This window comes from Citrobacter sp. CK198 (genome assembly GCF_030333295.1).
Classification (GTDB): domain Bacteria; phylum Pseudomonadota; class Gammaproteobacteria; order Enterobacterales; family Enterobacteriaceae; genus Citrobacter_B; species Citrobacter_B koseri.
Map to the genome: position 1 here is coordinate 19,621 of NZ_JAOWGE010000027.1, position 20,698 is coordinate 40,318.

Sequence of the window (20,698 nt, forward strand, 5' to 3'; positions counted from 1 at the left end):
GTTCCGGGTTTCAATGCGACTTCTCAACCGTTTAAAACAATATCAACGTCTCTGGCAGCCCTCGGCCGGAGAACCTCAGTCGGTCACCGTTGGGGAACTGGCGGAGCGCTGTTTTTGTAGCGAACGCCACGTCCGTACGCTACTACGTCAGGCGCAGGAAGCCGGCTGGTTAACATGGGAGGCGCAATCCGGGCGAGGTAAGCGCGGTAAACTGCAATTTCTGGTCACGCCGGAGTCACTGCGCAATACCATGATGGAACAAGCGCTGGAAAAAGGTCAGCAGCTTAATGTGCTGGAGCTGGCACAGCTGGCGCCAGGCGAACTGCGTACCATGCTGCAACCGTTTATGGGCGGTCAGTGGCAAAACGACACGCCGACCCTGCGTATTCCCTACTATCGTCCGCTGGACCCGTTGCATCCGGGATTTCTGCCCGGTCGCGCAGAACAGCATCTTGCGGGACAAATTTTCTCCGGCCTCACCCGCTTTGACAACACCAGCCAGCGCCCATGCGGGGATTTAGCACATCACTGGGATATCTCCGCCGACGGTATGCGCTGGGATTTTTATATTCGCTCTACCCTGCACTGGCATAATGGCGATACGGTAGAAACTGCGCAGCTGCACGCGCGCCTGCTGATGCTGCTTGACCTGCCAGCCCTCAATAAATTGTTTATCAGCGTCAAGCGTATTGAAGTCACCCATCCGCAATGCCTGACGTTCATTCTCCATCGCCCTGATTACTGGCTGGCGCACCGTCTGGCAAGCTACTGTAGCCACCTGGCGCACCCGCATCAGCCGCTGTCAGGCACCGGACCTTTTCGGCTGACGTTATTTACGCCGGAGCTGGTACGCCTGGAAAGCCACGACAATTACCACCTTTGCCACCCGCTGCTAAAGGCGATTGAATACTGGATCACGCCTCAGCTTTTTGACCAGGATTTAGGCACCAGCTGCCGTCATCCGGTACAGATTGCCATTGGCAACCCTGAAGAACTGGCCTCACTTAGCCAGGTGAGCAGCGGTATTAGCCTGGGATTTTGCTACCTGACGCTTAAAAAAGGCTCGAAACTCAGCCTGCAACAGGCGCGTCGCCTGGTAGACATCATTCATCATACGTCGTTATTACAGACGCTGCCGGTAGATGAAAATCTGATCACGCCCAGCAACGCGCTGCTGCCAGGCTGGGTAATGCCGCAATGGAAGGGGCTGGAATCCGTTGAATTACCGAAAAAACTGACGCTGGTCTACCACCTTCCCGTTGAGTTGCACACCATGGCGGAGCAACTCCAGCAATATCTGGCAACGCTCGGCTGTGAATTAACGTTGATTTTCCACAACGCGAAAAACTGGGATAACTGCCCTTCGCTGGCAAAAGCGGATCTCATGATGGGCGACAGGCTGATTGGCGAAGCGCCGGAATATACGCTTGAGCAGTGGCTACGCTGCGATCAACTCTGGCCGCATGTGCTGGATGCCCCTGCTTTCGCCCATCTTCAGGCCACGCTGGATGCCTTACAAACGCAGCCCGGTGAAAACGACCGCTATACTGCGTTACAACAGGTATTCACGAGTCTGATGAATGACGCCACGCTTACGCCGCTTTTTAACTATCACTACCGTATTAGCGCGCCGCCGGGCGTCAATGGCGTTCAACTCAATCCACGCGGCTGGTTTGAGTTTGAGAAAGCATGGCTACCGCCGCCACGCGGTGAAGAAGCTGGTCGCAGCCATCCGCAGGCGCTACCATAGCGTTTTTCGTTTTTGTCAGGATAAGTTATGAAACGTGCCGTCGTTGTATTCAGTGGAGGCCAGGACTCCACAACCTGTCTGGCGCAAGCGCTGCATCAGTATGATGAAGTGCACTGCGTCACCTTTGATTATGGTCAGCGCCATCGCGCTGAGATTGATGTTGCACGTAATCTGGCCTTAAAACTCGGCGCGCGTGCGCATAAGGTGCTGGACGTAACGCTGCTGAGCGAACTGGCGGTCAGTAGCCTGACGCGCGATAACATTCCCGTACCGGACTATAAACCGGATGCCGACGGTATTCCGAATACGTTTGTCCCTGGGCGTAATATTCTGTTTCTGACTCTGGCGGCGATTTACGCTTATCAGGTGAAAGCCGAAGCGGTGATCACCGGCGTTTGCGAGACGGATTTCTCCGGCTACCCGGACTGCCGCGATGAGTTTGTCAAAGCGCTGAATCATGCCGTCACCCTGGGTATGGCGAAGGATATTCGCTTTGAAACCCCGCTGATGTGGATTGATAAAGCCGAAACCTGGGCACTCGCTGATTACTGGGGCAAGCTGGATCTGGTGCGCGAAGAGACGCTGACCTGTTATAACGGCATCAAAGGTGACGGTTGCGGGCAGTGCGCCGCCTGTAATCTGCGCGCCAACGGCCTGAACCATTATCTGGCGGATAAACCGGCAGTGATGGCGGCAATGAAGCAGAAAACAGGGTTAAAGTGATCGTTTTGCCGGATGGCGACATTCACCGTGGTCAATGTCGCCCGCAGGCCTGATAAGCGAAGCGCCATCAAGCAACTTTCCGTTACTTCACCATCTGCTCCAGTTTCTCGCGTAACTCACCTTCCAGCGGCAATGCTTTCTGCGTTTTCAAATCAATACAGACAAAAGTAATCTGCGCGTCCACCACAACCTGCCCTTCCGGCTCAAGCGTAATGACCTGGCTTAAAATGCCGCTCTTCCCGTTTAACTGCTGCACCTGACTGGTGACGGTCAGCAGATCGCTCAGCACGGCGGGGCGACGGTAGTTAATATTAATATTCACCACCACAAAAGCGATGTTGCGGGCCGTCATCCATTGAAAGCTGTCACTGTTTTCCAGCCCATCCCAGCGTGCTTCTTCAAGAAACTCAAGATAGCGGGCATTATTAACGTGCTGATAAACATCAAGGTGATAACCACGGACTTTGATTTGTGTTTGCATAGCGCAATAACCTTACGTTGTTGTTATAGGAACAGAGGCCATAACTGGTATGACCTCATTATCCTGGCAAACTTTTGCCACAGTGCAAGTTATTACAGCGTCAACACCGCCAGATTGCGTTCCACCAGAGAACTCCCCATCCCCGGAACCTGCTTTAAATCATCCACCGTTTTAAACGGCCCATACTCTTCCCGATAGTTGACTATCGCCTGCGCTTTTTTCAGCCCGACGCCATTCATCACCCGCGCCAGATCTTCCGCTGAAGCCGTGTTGATACTGACCCTCGCGCCTTCATCATCGCTGGCCTTTGCTGGCACGGAGGCTTTAGTCTGCGCGGACGCAGACGAATCCGCCTTTGTTTGTACCGCCTGATTTTTCTCTACCGTTCCGGCAGCCAGCGCGTTGTGCGTCATGCCTGCGCAAGCCAGAGTCATCGTGACCAGCAGTGCGTTGATTCCATGTTTCATACTGTTTTCTCCTTGTGTGTTAACAGTGGCATCACGATAGCGGGGCGGCGAAAGGCAAACAAATAGCAAATATCAGAAATGGAAAAGGCCGCGAAGGCGGCCTTTGAGGGTTACAACTTTTTGCAGTTTTTTGCGAAGCGTCTCGGTGATTACTGCTGTTCCAGCGCATCGCCGACTTTGATTTTCGCCGCTTTACGCAGGTTACTCATCAGCGCTTCAAAGGTAATCTGCGCGTTATTCTGGGTAATACCCTGAACCATCGCTTTTTTCTGCTCTTCCGGCATAGAGCCCGCTTTCACGTCGTCCAGCGCCAGCAGCACAACGTTGCCCTGCATATCGTTAGCGACGCCATAGCTCGGCTTATCTTTCTCTGGCAGACCCAGCGCAAACGCAGCCTGGCTTACCGGGTCCTGCCCGGTACGGCTCAGCGTTTTCGCTTCGCCAAAGCTCAGACCGGCCGCTTTCATCGCTTCTGCGCCTTTACCCGCTTTCAGCTCAACCAGCAGTTTGTCAGCATCCAGTTTTGCCTGCTGCTCTGCTTTGTTGTGCTTAACGAGCGCAGCCACCTGCTCTTTCACGTCAGCCAGAGGCTTAACCGCTTCAGGTTTATGCTCGCTGATGCGCAGCACGAATGCGCGGTCGCCATCCACGGTGATGATATCGGAGTTGCTGCCCGGCGTACCGTTCTCGCCAACCAGACCACCGTTGAAGATAGCATCGGCAACCGGTTTAAAATTCAGCTCTTCTGGCAGGTTGTCATGGCTGAACCAGCCGGTTTCAACCGCTTTCACGCCAGCGGCCTGTTCAGCGCCCGCCAGAGATTCGGTATCGTTGCTCGCCGCATCGCTGACTTTTTGTTGCAGCGCGTAATAGGCATCCAGCGCTTTTTCCTGCTTCACTTTCGCGGCAATGTCATCACGCGCTTCGCTCAGCGGTTTCACTTTCGCAGGCTGAACATCATCCAGACGCGCGACCAGGAAGCCAACAGAGGATTTAATCACGCCAGACAGCTGGCCTTTTTCTTTCAGGCCGGCATTTTTCAGTTCGTCCGGCGTGGTGGCGTCTTCCAGCCAGCCCATATCGCCGCCGTTGCGCGCAGAGATAATGTCTGCGGATTTCTCTTTCGCCAGCGCGGCAAAATCACCGCCTTTGTTCAACGCGTCCAGCACCGCTTTCGCTTCATCTTCCGTTTTGGTCTGAATGACGCTGTAACGGTTACGCTGCGGCTGGGTGAACTGATCCTGATGCTGGTCATAGTAAGACTGGATATCCGCATCGTTGACCGTTTCCTGCATAGCAGCCGCATCCAGCTTGATGTAGCTCACGCGGAACTGCTCCGGGGTCATAAAGAGGTTCTTGTTCTGCTCGTAGTAGCTGGACACTTCCTGATCGGTAGCCTGCTGTTTCGCAGCCAGTGCGTTCACGTCAATCGTCGCTTCACGCACCACACGCTGCTGCGCAACTAACGCCGCCAGCTCGTCCGTTTCACCTTTCAGCATGAAATCAGTACCGGCAACGCCAGCAATCAGTTGCTGGGTGGTGAGCTGGTTACGCAATGCCTGAGCATACTGATCGGCTGTCATCCCCATCTGATTCACAATCGCGTTGTAGCGGTTGTTATCAAATTTGCCGTCAACCTGGAAAGCCGCCGTTGAAAAGATGGCCTGCTTAACCTGTTCGTCGCTGATGCTGAGTTTAAGCTCATGCGCGTATTGATCCAGCAAGGCTTCATCGATAAGACGATTCAGTACCTGCTGACGCAGCGTTTTCATGTAGCCTTCATTCGCCGCCAGTTCAGAATACTGATCGCCCAGCTGCTGCTGCATACGATTACGTTCGCTGTTAAACGCATTCTCAAACTGCAAGCGGCTGATTTCCTGGTCATTCACTTTTGCGGCGTAGTTATTGCTTCCGCCAATCAGGTAACCACTCACGCCGGTCAAAATGAACGACACGATAATGATACCGAAAATAATCTTGAGCACGAGACTGTTAGCAGCCGTGCGTAAGCTGTCCATCATGGTGTAACCACACTCCGCTGTAGGTGACTGTTTTGCGTATTCATACTTCACGCAGCATAGCGTTTTCTGAACGCTGCGCGGAAAGCTGTATTGTGACAAGAAACCGGGGTAATTGTCAGCCCACAACCAGCATAAACTCAAATAAAGTAGTACTGGACAAATAAAAAAGGCACATCAGATGATGCGCCCTTGTACTTTGTCACATCCCCAGGGGGAGAAGCTCTTAGTTTACCGCGTCTTTCAGCGCTTTACCTGCACGGAAACCCGGCACTTTAGCGGCGGCGATGGTGATCTCTTTACCTGTTTGCGGGTTGCGACCAGTACGGGCAGCACGCTCTTTAACAGCAAAAGTACCAAAACCTACCAGCGCTACATCATCACCTTCTTTCAGTGATTCAGTGACAGAAGCAATAATTGCATCTAACGCACGTCCAGCCGCAGCCTTAGAGATATCAGCCCCTGCAGCAATTTTGTCGATCAGTTGAGATTTATTCACTCTTCTCTTCCTCTTTTATAATTTATATCGCACCGGAATCCTTCAAAGTGCGACCGCGCAGCAGTTATATCAGGCCTGCCATGCCCTTACAACACCCGTTAATGATGGCAAGCCCGATCCGTCATCTAAATTAGCTATACAAAAAAAGGCTGGCAAGCACGAAATGCCCTGCCAGCCCTGTTTTTCTTAGCGCTATTTGCGCGAGGTCACTATTTTGCGGTGACAACCTGTATGCCGGACGGCTCATTTTGCAACGCAAGAGTCAGAACTTCCTCAATGCGTTTCACCGGATGAATGTCCAGATCGGCAATAACGTTGTCTGGAATCTCTTCCAGATCGCGTTTATTCTCAAACGGAATTAACACGGTTTTGATCCCGCCACGGTGCGCCGCCAGCAGTTTCTCTTTCAGGCCGCCGATAGGCAGTACCTGGCCTCGCAGGGTAATTTCCCCGGTCATCGCCACATCAGCGCGAACAGGATTACCCGTCAGGCAGGAGACCAGCGCGGTACACATCGCAATACCGGCGCTCGGGCCGTCTTTCGGCGTCGCCCCTTCCGGTACGTGAACGTGGATGTCACGTTTTTCGTAAAAGTCTGGATTAATACCCAGTTTTTCCGCACGCGCACGCACCACGGTCAGCGCAGCCTGAATAGATTCCTGCATAACCTCACCGAGAGAACCGGTGTAAGTCAGTTTGCCTTTACCCGGCACACAGGCGGTTTCGATGGTCAGCAGGTCGCCGCCCACTTCCGTCCATGCCAGACCCGTTACCTGACCCACACGGTTTTCGTTGTCCGCGCGGCCGTAGTCAAAGCGCTGTACGCCGAGATAGTCATGCAGGTTATCGCCATCGATCACAATGTGTTTCAGCGACTTATCCAGCAGCAGCTGTTTCACGGCTTTGCGGCACAGTTTGGAGATTTCACGCTCCAGGCTACGCACGCCCGCTTCACGGGTGTAGTAACGGATAATGCCGATAATGGCGCTATCCTCAACCGTCAGCTCGCCTTTCTTCAGCGCGTTACGCTCGATCTGTTTCGGCAGCAGGTGCTGTTTAGCAATGTTCAGCTTCTCGTCTTCGGTATAACCGGACAGACGAATCACTTCCATACGATCCAGCAGTGGCGCCGGAATGTTCATGGAGTTGGAGGTGGCAACGAACATCACGTCGCTGAGATCGTAATCCACTTCCAGGTAGTGATCGCTGAACGCCACGTTCTGCTCAGGGTCCAGCACCTCAAGCAGCGCAGAGGCCGGATCGCCACGCATGTCGGAAGACATTTTGTCGATCTCATCGAGCAGGAACAGCGGGTTTTTAACGCCCACTTTGGCCATTTTCTGGATCAGTTTACCCGGCATAGAGCCGATATATGTCCGGCGGTGGCCGCGGATTTCTGCTTCATCACGCACGCCGCCGAGCGCCATACGGATATATTTACGCCCGGTCGCTTTGGCGATGGACTGGCCCAGAGAGGTTTTACCTACCCCCGGCGGCCCAACCAGACACAGGATCGGCCCTTTGATTTTGTTTACACGGCTTTGTACCGCGAGATATTCAAGGATGCGATCTTTCACACGCTCCAGACCGTAATGGTCTGTGTCGAGAATTTCCTGTGCCTGACGCAGGTCTTTTTTGACCTTGCTACGCGCGTTCCACGGCACCTGCACCATCCAGTCGATGTAGCCGCGTACAACCGTCGCTTCCGCCGACATCGGAGACATCATTTTCAGCTTCTGCAATTCTGCTTCCGCTTTCTCTTTTGCCTCTTTCGGCATTTTTGCCGCATCGATTTTACGCTTCAGCGCTTCGTTTTCATCCGGCGCGTCGTCCATCTCGCCCAGTTCTTTCTGAATGGCTTTCATTTGCTCATTCAGATAGTACTCACGCTGAGATTTCTCCATCTGCTTTTTAACGCGGTTGCGAATACGCTTCTCAACCTGCAACAGATCGATTTCAGATTCCATCATCGCCATCAGATATTCCAGACGTTCGTTAACGTCGGACATCTCCAGCACGGACTGCTTATCCGCCAGTTTCAGCGGCATATGGGCAGCGATGGTGTCCGCCAGACGCGCAGGATCGTCAATGCTATTGAGCGACGTCAGCACTTCCGGTGGAATTTTTTTGTTCAGCTTGATGTAGCCTTCGAACTGACTGATGGCAGTGCGCACCAGCACTTCCTGCTCGCGCTCATCAATCGCTGGCGATTCAAGGTATTCCGCCTTAGCGGAAAAGTGTTCGCCGTTATCTGACAGCGCAGAAATACGCGCGCGCTGCAACCCCTCAACCAGCACTTTGACAGTACCGTCAGGCAGTTTCAGCATTTGCAAAATTGAGGCCACGGTCCCGACGGTGAAAAGATCGTTTACACCCGGCTCATCCGTTGATGCTTCTTTCTGGGCGACCAGCATGATTTTTTTATCATGGTCCATAGCCGCTTCCAGACAACGGATAGATTTTTCCCGCCCTACAAATAAGGGTATGACCATGTGCGGATAAACCACCACATCGCGCAACGGCAATACGGGGATTTCAATGCGTTCAGAACGCTCAGGATTCATAGAGCTCTCTCTTAGTTTAGTGTCCGCCAGGTAATCAGACTGCGCGACTGTGCTTCACGCAGCCATTAACATGTATGTCAGTATATGGGGATGTTTCCCACACATTCAACGCCATGTTTACGGAAAAATAAAAGGGGGGATAAAATCCCCCCTTTTTCGTTAACTGATTGTATGAGTTGGTTAATTATTCACCAGATGCCTGCTGCGCTTCCGGCTTGCCGTAAATCAGCAACGGCTTGCTCTGACCGCCGATGACGGACTCGTCGATAACCACTTTTTCGACGTCTTCCATAGAAGGCAGATCGTACATGGTATCAAGCAGCGCCGCTTCAACGATGGAACGCAGACCACGGGCGCCGGTTTTACGCGCCATCGCTTTCTTCGCGATAGCATCCAGCGCTTCGTCACGAAATTCCAGATCGACGCCTTCCAGGTTAAACAGCGCCTGATACTGTTTGGTCAGGGCGTTTTTCGGCTCTTTCAGGATCTGGATCAGCGCTTCTTCACTCAGCTCATTCAGCGTCGCCACAACCGGCAGACGACCAATGAACTCAGGAATCAGACCAAATTTGATCAGATCTTCCGGCTCAACCTGCGCCAGCAGTTCGCCTTCGCTGGCCTTGTCGGATTTCGCTTTAACCGTTGCGCCAAAACCAATGCCGGAGCCGGTTTCAACACGGTTAGCAATCACTTTATCCAGACCGGCGAACGCGCCGCCACAGATAAACAGGATCTTAGAGGTATCAACCTGCAAGAACTCCTGCTGCGGATGCTTGCGTCCTCCCTGCGGCGGAACGGCGGCAACCGTCCCTTCGATCAGTTTCAACAGCGCCTGCTGTACGCCTTCACCGGAAACGTCACGGGTAATGGACGGGTTGTCAGACTTACGGGAAATCTTGTCGATTTCATCGATGTAGACAATACCGCGCTGCGCTTTCTGCACATCATAATCGCATTTTTGCAACAGCTTCTGAATGATGTTCTCAACATCTTCGCCCACATAACCGGCTTCGGTCAGGGTGGTGGCATCCGCCATGGTGAACGGTACGTCCAGCAGGCGCGCCAGCGTTTCGGCCAGCAGCGTTTTACCGGAACCGGTCGGCCCGATCAGCAGAATGTTACTTTTGCCCAACTCAACGCCATTGCTGGTGTCGCCGTTGCGCAGACGTTTGTAGTGGTTGTATACCGCGACCGCCAGCACTTTTTTCGCCTGCTCCTGGCCGATAACATAATCGTCCAGATGGTTGCGAATTTCATGTGGCGTCGGCAGCGCACTGCGTTCACGGTGCGGTGCCACTTCCTTAATCTCTTCGCGAATGATGTCGTTACATAGATCAACACATTCGTCGCAGATATACACGGATGGACCGGCAATCAGCTTGCGCACTTCATGCTGGCTTTTGCCGCAAAAAGAGCAGTACAACAATTTGCCCGAGCCATCTTTGCGTTTATCTGTCATGAGTCAAAACCTCTTCTTTGTTCTTTGTGCCGCACACGACGACGCAAATGCCATTCTCAGGCGCAAGTCGCTTGTCAGCGTTGTGCCGCCCCTGGATAGTATTATAGCGGCACACCTGCGCCCTGGGCATCAATTACGATGGGTCAAAATCGAGTCGACCAGACCGTACTCCACCGCTTCAGACGCGGAGAGGAAGCGGTCGCGCTCGGTATCACGTTCAATCTGCTCAAGAGACTGACCCGTATGGTGCGCCATAAGTTCATTCATGCGCCCTTTCACCTTCAGGATTTCACGGGCATGAATTTCAATATCTGTCGCCTGGCCCTGATAACCGCCGAGAGGCTGGTGAATCATGACGCGAGAGTTAGGCAGGCAGAAACGTTTGCCTTTTGCGCCAGCAGTCAGCAGGAACGCGCCCATAGAAGCCGCCTGGCCCATACAAATCGTGCTAACGTCCGGCTTAATAAACTGCATGGTGTCGTAGATAGACATCCCTGCGGTAATAACTCCGCCTGGGGAGTTAATGTACAGGTAGATATCTTTTTCCGGGTTTTCCGCTTCCAGGAACAGCATCTGCGCCACAATCAGGTTAGCCATATGGTCTTCGACCTGGCCGGTCAGAAAAATGACACGTTCCTTAAGTAGACGAGAATAGATATCAAAAGAGCGCTCACCACGTGAGGTCTGTTCAATGACCATCGGCACCAGCGCCATATGGGGTGCAAAGTTATCTCGTTCGCCGCTGTATGACATTTCCGTCTCCTGGATAAAAATTGAAAAAACCTGCTGTACCGATTGTAACCTTATGGACGGATTATCAGCTAGTCCCTCTGTTATGGGTACGGCATCGCCATAATTCAAGCATAACAATCTTTTGTTGTAACGCTAACACTGAAACGCTGTTTTCGCACTCTTCCATGCAAAATGCGTGACAAAAAAAAGCCCGCCACCTGGAGGTGACGGGCTCTTGTGCGAATTTCGTGCTAATTAAGCGACGAATTACGCCTGCTGGTTCATCAGTTCGTTGAAGGAAGTGGCTTTTTCAGTCACTTTCGCTTTCGCCAGAACGGCTTCAACAGCCTGCTCTTCCAGAGCGACGTTACGCATGTTGTCCATCAGCTCTTTGTTTTTGCTGTAGAACTCAATAACTTCTTTCGGATCTTCGTACGCAGAAGCCATCTCTTCGATCAGACCTTTAACGCGCTCTTCGTCAGCTTTCAGTTCCTGAGTGCGAATCACTTCGCCCAGCAGCAGGCCGACAACAACGCGACGCTTAGCCTGTTCTTCGAACAGTTCACGCGGCAGTTCCAGCGCTTGTTTCTCGTTGCCGCCGAAACGCTGTGCAGCCTGACGACGCAGAACGTCAACTTCGCTGTCGATCAGCGCAGATGGAACGTCGATGTCGTTCGCTTTCACCAGGCCTTCAATCGCCTGAGACTTCACGCGATTACGCACAGCGCCTTTCAGCTCGCGTTCCATGTTTTTACGCACTTCAGTACGCAGACCAGCAACAGAACCATCTTCAACGCCGAAACGCTTGATGAATTCTTCGGTCAGTTCCGGCAGCTCGCGCTCTTCAACTTTCTTCAGGTTGATAGCGAATTTAGCGGCTTTACCTTTCAGGTTTTCAGCGTGATATTCTTCCGGGAAGGTCACGTCGATAGTGAACTCTTCGCCTGCTTTGTGACCTTTGATACCGTCTTCAAAGCCCGGGATCATACGACCCTGGCCCATCGCCAGTACGAAGTCAGACGCTTTGCCGCCTTCGAACTCTTCACCGTCAACAGAACCGGTGAAGTCGATGGTTACACGGTCTTCTGCATCAGCAGCGCCATCTTTGTCTTTCCAGGTTGCCTGCTGTTTACGCAGGGTGTCCAGCATCACGTCAACATCGGCGTCGGTCACTTCAACAACCGGTTTTTCAACTTCGATGGATTCCAGACCGGTCAGTTCAACTTCCGGGTAGACTTCAAATTCTACAGCGTAGGTGAAGTCTTCGCCCAGTTTGTATTCGCCCGGAACATAGTTCGGTGCGCCAGCCGGGTTGATTTTTTCTTTGATGATCGCGTCAACGAAGTTACGGCTCATCAGGTCACCCAGAACGTCCTGGCGAACAGAAGCGCCATAACGCTGAGCAACAACATTCATCGGTACTTTGCCCTTGCGGAAGCCGTCAATACGCACTTTCTTCGCTACGTTGACCAGCTCGCTTTTCACAGCGGTCTCGATGCTGTCAGCAGCGATAGTAATCGTTACACGGCGGCCAAGGCCTTGAGTGGTTTCAACTGAAACTTGCATCTTGTTACCTCAAAAAATCACAGTGCTCGGTCAACTCTACTCCGCAAGCACAGGTTGTTGGCTTCGCGGAACCGGGATGTTCTCATAATCAATCACATTCCCTGTCGTCAGAATCATCCCGAAGACATTCCGAAAAATAAGACGCCGCATTATAGCGGCATCACTTTTATGAGTCGAGAACGGTTATCGCGCGTTGCTGCGGCTTTTTTCACAATTCCCGGCTAATTTTGGTCTGAATACTGTACATCTCGCTCAAAATTCAGACAAAACAAAACGGCCCGCAGGCCGTTTTCACATAATCTGTAGCAACATACTGGAAAAGCGCCAACAGTTGCAAATGCGTTTTTCTACGCGATGCTTCCTGCGCCACGGCAAGGAGGCGATGCGAAGATCGTATCCTGCAATCCTTCCCACTCCTTAATGGTATAGGTATGCAGGGCCAGCGCATGTACGGTTGTGGAGAGTTCTGCCGTTAACGTACCGTAAATCATCCGGTGGCGATTAAGAAAACGTTCGCCAGTGAAGCGATCGCTGACCAGCACAACCTTAAAGTGGCTCTCAGAGCCTGCCGGAACATTGTGACGATAGCTTTCATCCACAACTTCGAGGAACACGGGTTCGAACGCTGCCCTTAATTTTTCTTCTATTTGCTCACGTATCATCATGAAATATCTCCTCCGACAACGCTGAGATGTCACCCATCCCTTTAAATACTAGCCGCTTTTACCGTTTACATTACATCATGACAACAAAAATTTAGCGTTCGTCTGATATTTTCATTCAAACGTATGAAGTTTACTGACTTATCCATTCATTTGGTTGCGAAAACCCGAAGTAAGGTGTACCGAGGGTCAGAAAACAGACAACGCGATGAATTTACATGCGTTGACCACTTCCCCTCGCCGTTGGCAATGTTATGATGGCGGGAATTTTTATCTATCACGCTTAAGAGTCACTGAGAGCCCGAACATGTTAAAGAAAATCCTCTTTCCATTAATTGCTCTGGTTATGCTGGCAGGGTGCGCAACACCGCCGACAACCATTGACGTATCGCCGAAAATCACACTGCCGCAACAAGATCCAAGCCTGATGGGCGTTACTGTGAGCATCAACGGCGCCGACCAGCGTCAGGATCAGGCGCTGGCGAAAGTTACGCGTAATAACCAACTGGTTACTCTGACCGCCTCCCGCGATCTGCGCTTCCTGCTGCAAGAAGTGCTGGAAAAACAGATGACCGCACGCGGTTATATGGTGGGGCCAAACGGCGCTGTTAACCTGCAAATCATCGTAAATCAGCTGTATGCCGATGTATCTCAGGGTAACGTTCGCTACAACATCGCCACCAAAGCGGATATCGCCATCATCGCGACGGCGGCAAACGGCAACAAGATGACGAAAAACTACCGTGCGAGCTACTCTGTTGAAGGCGCATTCCAGGCGTCCAACCAGAATATCGCCAACGCGGTTAACAGCGTCCTGACCGACACCATCGCTGATATGTCTCAGGACACCAGCATTCACGAATTCATTAAGCAGAACGCACGTTAATTTCTGTCCAGATGGCCCGGCGCTTGTCGGGCCTGTAGATGCCCATGCCCAACCAATATTTACGTATTTTTCAGCAACCGCGCTCAGCTATCCTGTTGATTCTGGGGTTTGCATCAGGTTTACCCCTCGCGCTCACCTCCGGCACGCTACAGGCCTGGATGACCGTTGAGAATATCGATCTCAAAACCATTGGTTTCTTCTCTCTGGTGGGCCAGGCCTACGTCTTTAAATTCCTCTGGTCTCCGGTCATGGACCGTTACACGCCGCCTTTTTTAGGTCGTCGTCGCGGCTGGCTGATTACCACGCAGATTCTGCTGCTGCTCGCCATTGCGGCGATGGGTTTTCTGGAACCCGGCACGCAGCTGCGCTGGATGGCGGCGCTGGCGGTTATCATCGCCTTCTGTTCCGCATCTCAGGACATTGTCTTTGACGCGTGGAAAACGGATGTTCTGCCTGCGGAAGAACGCGGCACCGGAGCGGCGATTAGCGTACTGGGCTATCGGCTAGGAATGCTGGTCTCCGGTGGGCTGGCGCTGTGGCTGGCGGATCGCTGGCTCGGCTGGCAGGGGATGTACTGGCTGATGGCGGCGCTGCTTGTGCCCTGTATTATCGCCACGCTCCTGGCCCCTGAACCTGAAGATTCCATTCCAGTGCCTAAAACGCTGGAACAGGCGGTCGCCGCTCCGCTGCGCGACTTTTTTGGCCGCAACAACGCCTGGCTGATCTTGTTGTTAATCGTGCTGTATAAGCTGGGCGATGCGTTCGCCATGAGTCTGACCACCACCTTTTTGATTCGCGGCGTTGGTTTTGATGCCGGTGAAGTCGGCGTGGTCAATAAAACGCTGGGACTGCTGGCGACGATTGTCGGCGCGCTGTACGGCGGCATCCTGATGCAGCGCCTTTCCCTTTTCCGCGCGCTGCTGATTTTCGGCATTCTGCAAGGCGTTTCCAACGCCGGTTACTGGCTGCTTTCCGTGACGGACAAACATATGTTCAGCATGGCCGCAGCGGTCTTCTTCGAGAACCTGTGCGGCGGGATGGGAACGGCGGCCTTTGTCGCATTGTTAATGACGCTGTGCAACAAATCGTTTTCCGCCACCCAGTTTGCCCTGCTCTCCGCGCTCTCTGCGGTGGGACGCGTGTATGTCGGCCCCGTTGCCGGATGGTTTGTCGAAGCGCATGGCTGGCCCACGTTTTATCTCTTCTCCGTCGCAGCGGCCGTGCCTGGCCTTCTGCTTCTGCTGGTTTGTCGTCAAACCCTTGAACACAGTTGGGAAAGCGAAAGCTTCATCCCCCGTACGGAATTTCGCGGGGCGTATGGTCTGGCGCTGCTGACGCTAATGGTCGGTTGCGGCCTGCTGGCGGTATGGCTGTTGCTGCTGACGATGAACGCCGTGGACTACACTCGCTTCTCCTTCCTGCCCGAACTGCTTGAGGCAGGGGTCATGGTGGCGATATGCGGCATTTTGTTCGGCGGGGTGCTGGATTATCTGGCGCTACGCAAAACACGTCTTGTGTAAGCGGGCAACGTTATTTGCCGTTGTAATAACAGAGCGAAATTATAACGGCTAAATAAGCAGCAGTTGCGAAAAATAATATTTGTTGTTTTGTGCGCAATAGCATCTGGAAATTATTGACGCCTTTTATAGATTTTATTTTCCTTACTCGATTCAGCCAATATAGTTTTATTTTTTGTTTTTCATTTGTCTCTTTGTTGATAATTAATTGTTAAACAATTGTTTTAATTTCGCATTGGTTATACCAATTACCCTGTAAGCCCTGCTTTCCTGCCCTCTTTCGTTATAACGTGATGTTGCAACAGGTTCTTAAAGTCAACGCGACATATCCTGCAACATATGTGACATGCCCGGCAGAACCCAGTAACACAGATCCAATCATGTTTACAGTAATGTAACCTTCCCGTAAAATGCCCACACACTTTAAACGCCACCAGGTCCCGTGGAATTGAGGTCGTTAAATGAGACTCAGGAAATACAATAAAAGTTTGGGATGGTTGTCATTAATTGCAGGCACTGCATTACTCAGTGGCTGTAATTCTGCACTTCTTGACCCCAAAGGACAGATTGGACTGGAACAACGTTCACTGATACTGACGGCTTTTGGCCTGATGTTGATTGTCGTTATTCCCGCCATCTTGATGGCTGTTGGTTTCGCCTGGAAGTACCGTGCGAGCAATAAAGATGCGAAGTACAGCCCGAACTGGTCACACTCCAATAAAGTGGAAGCTGTGGTCTGGACGGTGCCGATTCTGATCATCATTTTCCTTGCTGTACTTACCTGGAAAACCACTCACGCTCTTGAGCCAAGCAAGCCGCTGGCGCATGACGAGAAGCCCATTACCATCGAAGTGGTTTCCATGGACTGGAAATGGTTCTTCATCTACCCGGAACAGGGCATTGCAACCGTGAATGAAATCGCCTTCCCGGCGAACACTCCGGTTTATTTCAAAGTGACCTCCAACTCCGTGATGAACTCCTTCTTTATCCCGCGTCTGGGTAGCCAGATTTATGCCATGGCCGGTATGCAGACTCGACTGCATCTGATCGCCAACGAAGCCGGTACCTATGATGGTATTTCCGCAAGCTATAGCGGCCCTGGTTTCTCCGGTATGAAGTTCAAAGCTATCGCCACGCCGGACCGCGCCACATTCGACCAGTGGGTTGCTAAAGCTAAACAGTCACCGAACACCATGAGCGACATGGCTGCGTTCGAGAAAGTGGCTGCGCCAAGCGAATACAACCAGGTGGAATATTTCTCCAACGTGAAACCGGATTTGTTTAAAGACGTCATTAACAAATTTATGGCTCACGGTAAGAGCATGGACATGACCCAACCGGAAGGTGAGCACAGCTCGCATGAAGGCATGGAAGGCATGGACATGAGCCACGCGGAATCCGCTCACTAAGGGGCCGAGGAAGAAAACGATGTTCGGAAAATTGACACTGGATGCAGTCCCGTTCCATGAACCTATCGTCATGGTTACGATCGCTGCCATTATCGTCGGGGGTCTGGCGCTTTTAGCCTTGATCACTTACTTCGGTAAGTGGACCTACCTATGGAAAGAGTGGCTTACTTCGGTTGACCACAAGCGTCTTGGCATCATGTATGTCATCGTCGCAATTGTTATGTTGATACGCGGCTTTGCCGACGCCATCATGATGCGTAGCCAGCAGGCGCTGGCTTCTGCGGGTGAAGCGGGCTTCCTGCCGCCGCATCACTACGATCAGATCTTCACCGCTCACGGCGTGATCATGATCTTCTTCGTGGCAATGCCATTCGTTATCGGTCTGATGAACCTGGTGGTTCCGTTGCAGATCGGCGCGCGTGACGTTGCGTTCCCGTTCCTGAACAACCTGAGCTTCTGGTTCACCGTTGTCGGCGTTATCCTGGTTAACCTGTCTCTGGGCGTTGGTGAGTTCGCACAGACCGGCTGGCTGGCTTATCCACCGCTCTCGGGAATAGAGTACAGTCCGAGTGTCGGGGTCGATTACTGGATCTGGAGTCTCCAGCTATCCGGTATCGGTACGACGCTGACAGGTATCAACTTCTTCGTGACGATTCTGAAGATGCGTGCGCCGGGCATGACCATGTTCAAGATGCCGGTATTTACCTGGGCATCGCTGTGCGCGAACATCCTGATTATCGCCTCCTTCCCAATTCTGACTGTCACCATCGCGCTGCTGACCCTGGATCGCTATCTGGGCACCCATTTCTTTACCAACGATATGGGCGGCAACATGATGATGTACATCAACCTGATTTGGGCCTGGGGCCACCCGGAAGTGTACATCCTGGTTCTGCCGGTCTTCGGGGTGTTCTCCGAAATCGCTGCAACCTTCTCGCGTAAACGCCTGTTTGGTTACACCTCGCTGGTTTGGGCGACCGTGTGTATCACCGTTCTGTCGTTCATCGTTTGGCTGCACCACTTCTTCACCATGGGTGCGGGCGCGAACGTAAACGCCTTCTTCGGTATTACCACGATGATTATCGCAATCCCGACCGGGGTTAAGATCTTCAACTGGCTGTTCACCATGTACCAGGGGCGTATCGTCTTCCACTCAGCGATGCTGTGGACGATCGGCTTTATCGTGACCTTCTCGGTCGGTGGTATGACTGGCGTTCTGCTGGCGGTTCCGGGCGCGGACTTTGTTCTGCACAACAGCCTGTTCCTGATTGCGCACTTCCATAACGTTATCATCGGCGGTGTGGTCTTCGGGTGCTTCGCCGGTATGACCTACTGGTGGCCAAAAGCGTTCGGCTTCACGCTGAACGAGACCTGGGGTAAACGCGCATTCTGGTTCTGGATCATCGGCTTCTTCGTGGCGTTTATGCCGCTGTACGTGCTGGGCTTCATGGGGATGACCCGTCGTCTCAGCCAGCAGATTGACCCGCAGTTCCATCCAATGCTGCTGATTGCCGCCTGTGGCGCCGCGCTGATTGCACTGGGCATCCTGTGCCAGCTGATTCAGATCTTCGTTTCTATTCGCGACCGCGAGCAGAACCGCGACCTGACCGGCGACCCGTGGGGCGCGCGTACGCTGGAGTGGGCAACCTCTTCTCCGCCTCCGTTCTATAACTTTGCCGTTGTGCCGCACGTTCACGAGCGTGATGCCTTCTGGGAAATGAAAGAAAAAGGCGAAGCGTACAAACAGCCTGCGCATTATGAAGAAATTCATATGCCGAAAAACAGCGGTGCGGGCATCGTTATCGCCGCCTTCTCCACTATTTTTGGTTTCGCCATGATCTGGCATATCTGGTGGCTGGCGATTGCAAGCTTCGCAGGCATGATCATCAGCTGGATTGTTAAGAGCTTTGACGAGGACGTGGACTACTACGTACCAGTCCCGGAAGTCGAAAAACTGGAAAACCAGCATTTCGATGAGATTTCTAAGGCAGGGCTGAAAAATGGCAACTGATACTTTAGCGCAAACGCACGCGACTGCCCACGCGCACGAACACGGGCACCACGATGCAGGCCAGACCAAAATCTTCGGATTTTGGATCTACCTGATGAGCGACTGCATTCTGTTCTCTATTCTGTTCGCAACCTATGCCGTTCTGGTGAACGGCACCGCAGGCGGCCCGACAGGTAAGGACATTTTTGAACTGCCGTTCGTTCTGGTTGAAACTTTCCTGCTGTTGTTCAGCTCCATCACCTACGGCATGGCGGCTATCGCCATGCACAAGAACAACAAGAGCCAGGTTGTCTCCTGGCTGGCGTTGACCTTCTTGTTCGGTGCCGGATTTATCGGGATGGAAATCTACGAATTCCATCACCTGATTGTTGAAGGCATGGGCCCGGATCGCAGCGGCTTCCTGTCTGCGTTCTTCGCGCTGGTCGGTACGCACGGTCTGCACGTCACCTCCGGTCTTATCTGGATGGCGGTGCTGATGGTGCAGATCGCCCGTCGCGGCCTGACCAGCACTAACCGTACCCGCATCATGTGCCTGAGCCTGTTCTGGCACTTCCTGGATGTGGTGTGGATCTGTGTGTTCACTGTTGTTTATCTGATGGGGGCGATGTAATGAGTCATTCTACCGATCACAGCGGCGCGTCCCACGGCAGCGTAAAAACCTACATGACAGGTTTTATTCTGTCGATCATCCTGACGGTCATTCCGTTCTGGATGGTGATGACGGGTACAGGTTCCCCGGCCGTGATTCTGGGGACTATCCTGGCGATGGCAGTGGTGCAGATTCTGGTGCATCTGGTGTGCTTCCTGCACATGAATACGAAATCTGACGAAGGCTGGAACATGACGGCCTTTGTCTTTACCGTGCTGATCATTGCCATTCTGGTGGTGGGCTCCATCTGGATTATGTGGAACCTGAACTACAATATGATGATGCACTAAGAGCGGCGGTTATGATGTTTAAGCAATACCTGCAAGTAACGAAACCAGGCATCATCTTTGGCAACCTGATCTCGGTGATTGGGGGATTCCTGCTGGCTTCTAAAGGCAGCATCGACTATCCCCTGTTTATCTATACGCTGGTCGGGGTGTCACTGGTTGTGGCGTCGGGTTGTGTATTTAACAACTACATCGACAGGGATATCGACAGGAAGATGGAAAGGACCAAGAATCGGGTGCTGGTCAAAGGCCTGATTTCTCCTGCTGTCTCGCTGGTGTACGCCACCTTGCTGGGTATTGCTGGCTTTATGCTGCTGTGGTTTGGCGCGAATCCTCTGGCCTGCTGGCTGGGGGTGATGGGCTTCGTGGTGTATGTCGGCATTTATAGTCTGTACATGAAACGCCACTCCGTTTACGGCACGCTGATTGGTTCTCTCTCCGGCGCTGCGCCGCCGGTGATTGGCTACTGCGCCGTAACGGGCGAGTTCGACAGCGGCGCGCTGATTCTGCTGGCGATCTTTAGCCTGTGGCAGATGCCGCACTCTTACGCCATCGCGATTTTCCGCTTCAAGGATTATCAGGCTGCCAACATTCCGGTTCTGCCGGTGGTGAAAGGCATCTCGGTGGCGAAGAACCATATCACGCTGTATATCATCGCCTTTGCCGTTGCGACGCTGATGCTCTCCCTGGGCGGCTATGCCGGATATAAATATCTGGTGGTCGCGGCAGCCGTGAGCGTCTGGTGGCTCGGTATGGCTCTGCGCGGTTACAAAGTGGAAGATGACAAAGTCTGGGCGCGTAAGCTGTTCGGCTTTTCCATCATTGCCATCACTGCGTTAAGCGTGATGATGTCCGTCGACTTTATGGTGCCGGACTCACACAGCCTGCTGGCTTCGGTCTGGTAACACCCGCCCCGCAACAAATCTTCTGCCGGATGGAGGCTTACGCCTTATCCGGCCTACGGAAACCGCATAGCGCCATCGGGCATTACGCAACGCGCTCAACAAGTAGGCCGGAT

The 20,698-nt window shown here is 52.8% G+C and carries 18 protein-coding genes; 9 read left to right on the plus strand and 9 right to left on the minus strand.

Translation table 11 applies throughout. The features are described from left to right. The first annotated feature begins 13 nt into the window (after nt 1–13). Both OGY62_RS05160 and queC read left to right on the plus strand, forming a co-directional pair. Nucleotides 14–1,750: an SgrR family transcriptional regulator gene (locus tag OGY62_RS05160; RefSeq protein ID WP_286459275.1), complete on the plus strand. Its 1,737-nt coding sequence runs from the start codon at nt 14–16 to the stop codon at nt 1,748–1,750. Between the two features lie 27 nt (nt 1,751–1,777). Next, entirely contained in the window at nt 1,778–2,473 is a 696-nt protein-coding gene (gene queC, locus OGY62_RS05165; RefSeq protein ID WP_286459277.1) for a 7-cyano-7-deazaguanine synthase QueC, read from the plus strand. An 82-nt stretch (nt 2,474–2,555) separates the two neighbouring features. Here queC and fadM read toward each other — a convergent pair whose 3' ends face one another. The 9 genes from fadM to bolA all read right to left on the minus strand — a co-directional run bounded on the left by fadM (nt 2,556) and on the right by bolA (nt 12,924). Beyond that, entirely contained in the window at nt 2,556–2,954 is a 399-nt protein-coding gene (fadM, locus tag OGY62_RS05170; protein WP_012133539.1) for a long-chain acyl-CoA thioesterase FadM, read from the minus strand. A 92-nt stretch (nt 2,955–3,046) separates the two neighbouring features. Then, complete coding sequence (locus tag OGY62_RS05175) at nt 3,047–3,421, minus strand: helix-hairpin-helix domain-containing protein (RefSeq protein WP_049008409.1); 375 nt, start codon at nt 3,419–3,421, stop codon at nt 3,047–3,049. Between the two features lie 149 nt (nt 3,422–3,570). Next, nucleotides 3,571–5,442, minus strand: a complete 1,872-nt coding sequence (ppiD, locus tag OGY62_RS05180) for a peptidylprolyl isomerase (RefSeq protein ID WP_286459279.1) — start codon at nt 5,440–5,442, stop codon at nt 3,571–3,573. Nucleotides 5,443–5,665: 223 nt separating this feature from the next. Further along, nucleotides 5,666–5,938, minus strand: coding sequence for a nucleoid-associated protein HU-beta (hupB, locus tag OGY62_RS05185; RefSeq protein ID WP_003021629.1), 273 nt, complete (start codon nt 5,936–5,938; stop codon nt 5,666–5,668). Nucleotides 5,939–6,147: 209 nt separating this feature from the next. Then, a complete protein-coding gene (lon, locus tag OGY62_RS05190; protein ID WP_012133542.1) occupies nt 6,148–8,502 on the minus strand; it encodes an endopeptidase La in 2,355 nt (784 codons plus the stop codon). A 184-nt stretch (nt 8,503–8,686) separates the two neighbouring features. Further along, on the minus strand, nt 8,687–9,961 hold the full coding sequence (gene clpX / locus OGY62_RS05195) for an ATP-dependent protease ATP-binding subunit ClpX (RefSeq protein ID WP_012133543.1): 1,275 nt from the start codon (nt 9,959–9,961) through the stop codon (nt 8,687–8,689). Nucleotides 9,962–10,090: 129 nt separating this feature from the next. Next, entirely contained in the window at nt 10,091–10,714 is a 624-nt protein-coding gene (gene clpP / locus OGY62_RS05200; protein WP_003021624.1) for an ATP-dependent Clp endopeptidase proteolytic subunit ClpP, read from the minus strand. A gap of 246 nt (nt 10,715–10,960) precedes the next feature. Next, nucleotides 10,961–12,259, minus strand: coding sequence for a trigger factor (gene tig, locus OGY62_RS05205; protein ID WP_012133545.1), 1,299 nt, complete (start codon nt 12,257–12,259; stop codon nt 10,961–10,963). 347 nt (nt 12,260–12,606) lie between these two features. Then, complete coding sequence (gene bolA / locus OGY62_RS05210) at nt 12,607–12,924, minus strand: transcriptional regulator BolA (RefSeq protein WP_012133546.1); 318 nt, start codon at nt 12,922–12,924, stop codon at nt 12,607–12,609. A gap of 304 nt (nt 12,925–13,228) precedes the next feature. On the opposite strand from bolA, the gene OGY62_RS05215 reads away from it, so the two are divergent. The 7 genes from OGY62_RS05215 to cyoE all read left to right on the plus strand — a co-directional run bounded on the left by OGY62_RS05215 (nt 13,229) and on the right by cyoE (nt 20,585). Beyond that, nucleotides 13,229–13,807 carry a lipoprotein gene (locus OGY62_RS05215; protein WP_012133548.1) on the plus strand — a complete coding sequence of 193 codons (579 nt, stop codon included), beginning with the start codon at nt 13,229–13,231 and terminating at the stop codon, nt 13,805–13,807. A gap of 44 nt (nt 13,808–13,851) precedes the next feature. Beyond that, complete coding sequence (gene ampG / locus OGY62_RS05220; RefSeq protein WP_286459281.1) at nt 13,852–15,327, plus strand: muropeptide MFS transporter AmpG; 1,476 nt, start codon at nt 13,852–13,854, stop codon at nt 15,325–15,327. A 458-nt stretch (nt 15,328–15,785) separates the two neighbouring features. Then, the gene (gene cyoA, locus OGY62_RS05225; RefSeq protein WP_012133550.1) at nt 15,786–16,733 is read left to right on the plus strand and encodes a cytochrome o ubiquinol oxidase subunit II; all 948 of its coding nucleotides are present in this window, start codon (nt 15,786–15,788) and stop codon (nt 16,731–16,733) included. A gap of 19 nt (nt 16,734–16,752) precedes the next feature. Then, on the plus strand, nt 16,753–18,744 hold the full coding sequence (cyoB, locus tag OGY62_RS05230) for a cytochrome o ubiquinol oxidase subunit I (RefSeq protein WP_012133551.1): 1,992 nt from the start codon (nt 16,753–16,755) through the stop codon (nt 18,742–18,744). Next, on the plus strand, nt 18,734–19,354 hold the full coding sequence (locus OGY62_RS05235) for a cytochrome o ubiquinol oxidase subunit III (protein ID WP_115609541.1): 621 nt from the start codon (nt 18,734–18,736) through the stop codon (nt 19,352–19,354). Before cyoB ends, OGY62_RS05235 begins: the two co-directional genes overlap by 11 nt. Then, nucleotides 19,354–19,683: a cytochrome o ubiquinol oxidase subunit IV gene (locus tag OGY62_RS05240; RefSeq protein WP_012133553.1), complete on the plus strand. Its 330-nt coding sequence runs from the start codon at nt 19,354–19,356 to the stop codon at nt 19,681–19,683. Before OGY62_RS05235 ends, OGY62_RS05240 begins: the two co-directional genes overlap by 1 nt. Before the next feature lie 11 nt (nt 19,684–19,694). Continuing rightward, a complete protein-coding gene (gene cyoE / locus OGY62_RS05245) occupies nt 19,695–20,585 on the plus strand; it encodes a heme o synthase (RefSeq protein WP_072025291.1) in 891 nt (296 codons plus the stop codon). Nucleotides 20,586–20,698 lie beyond the last annotated feature (113 nt).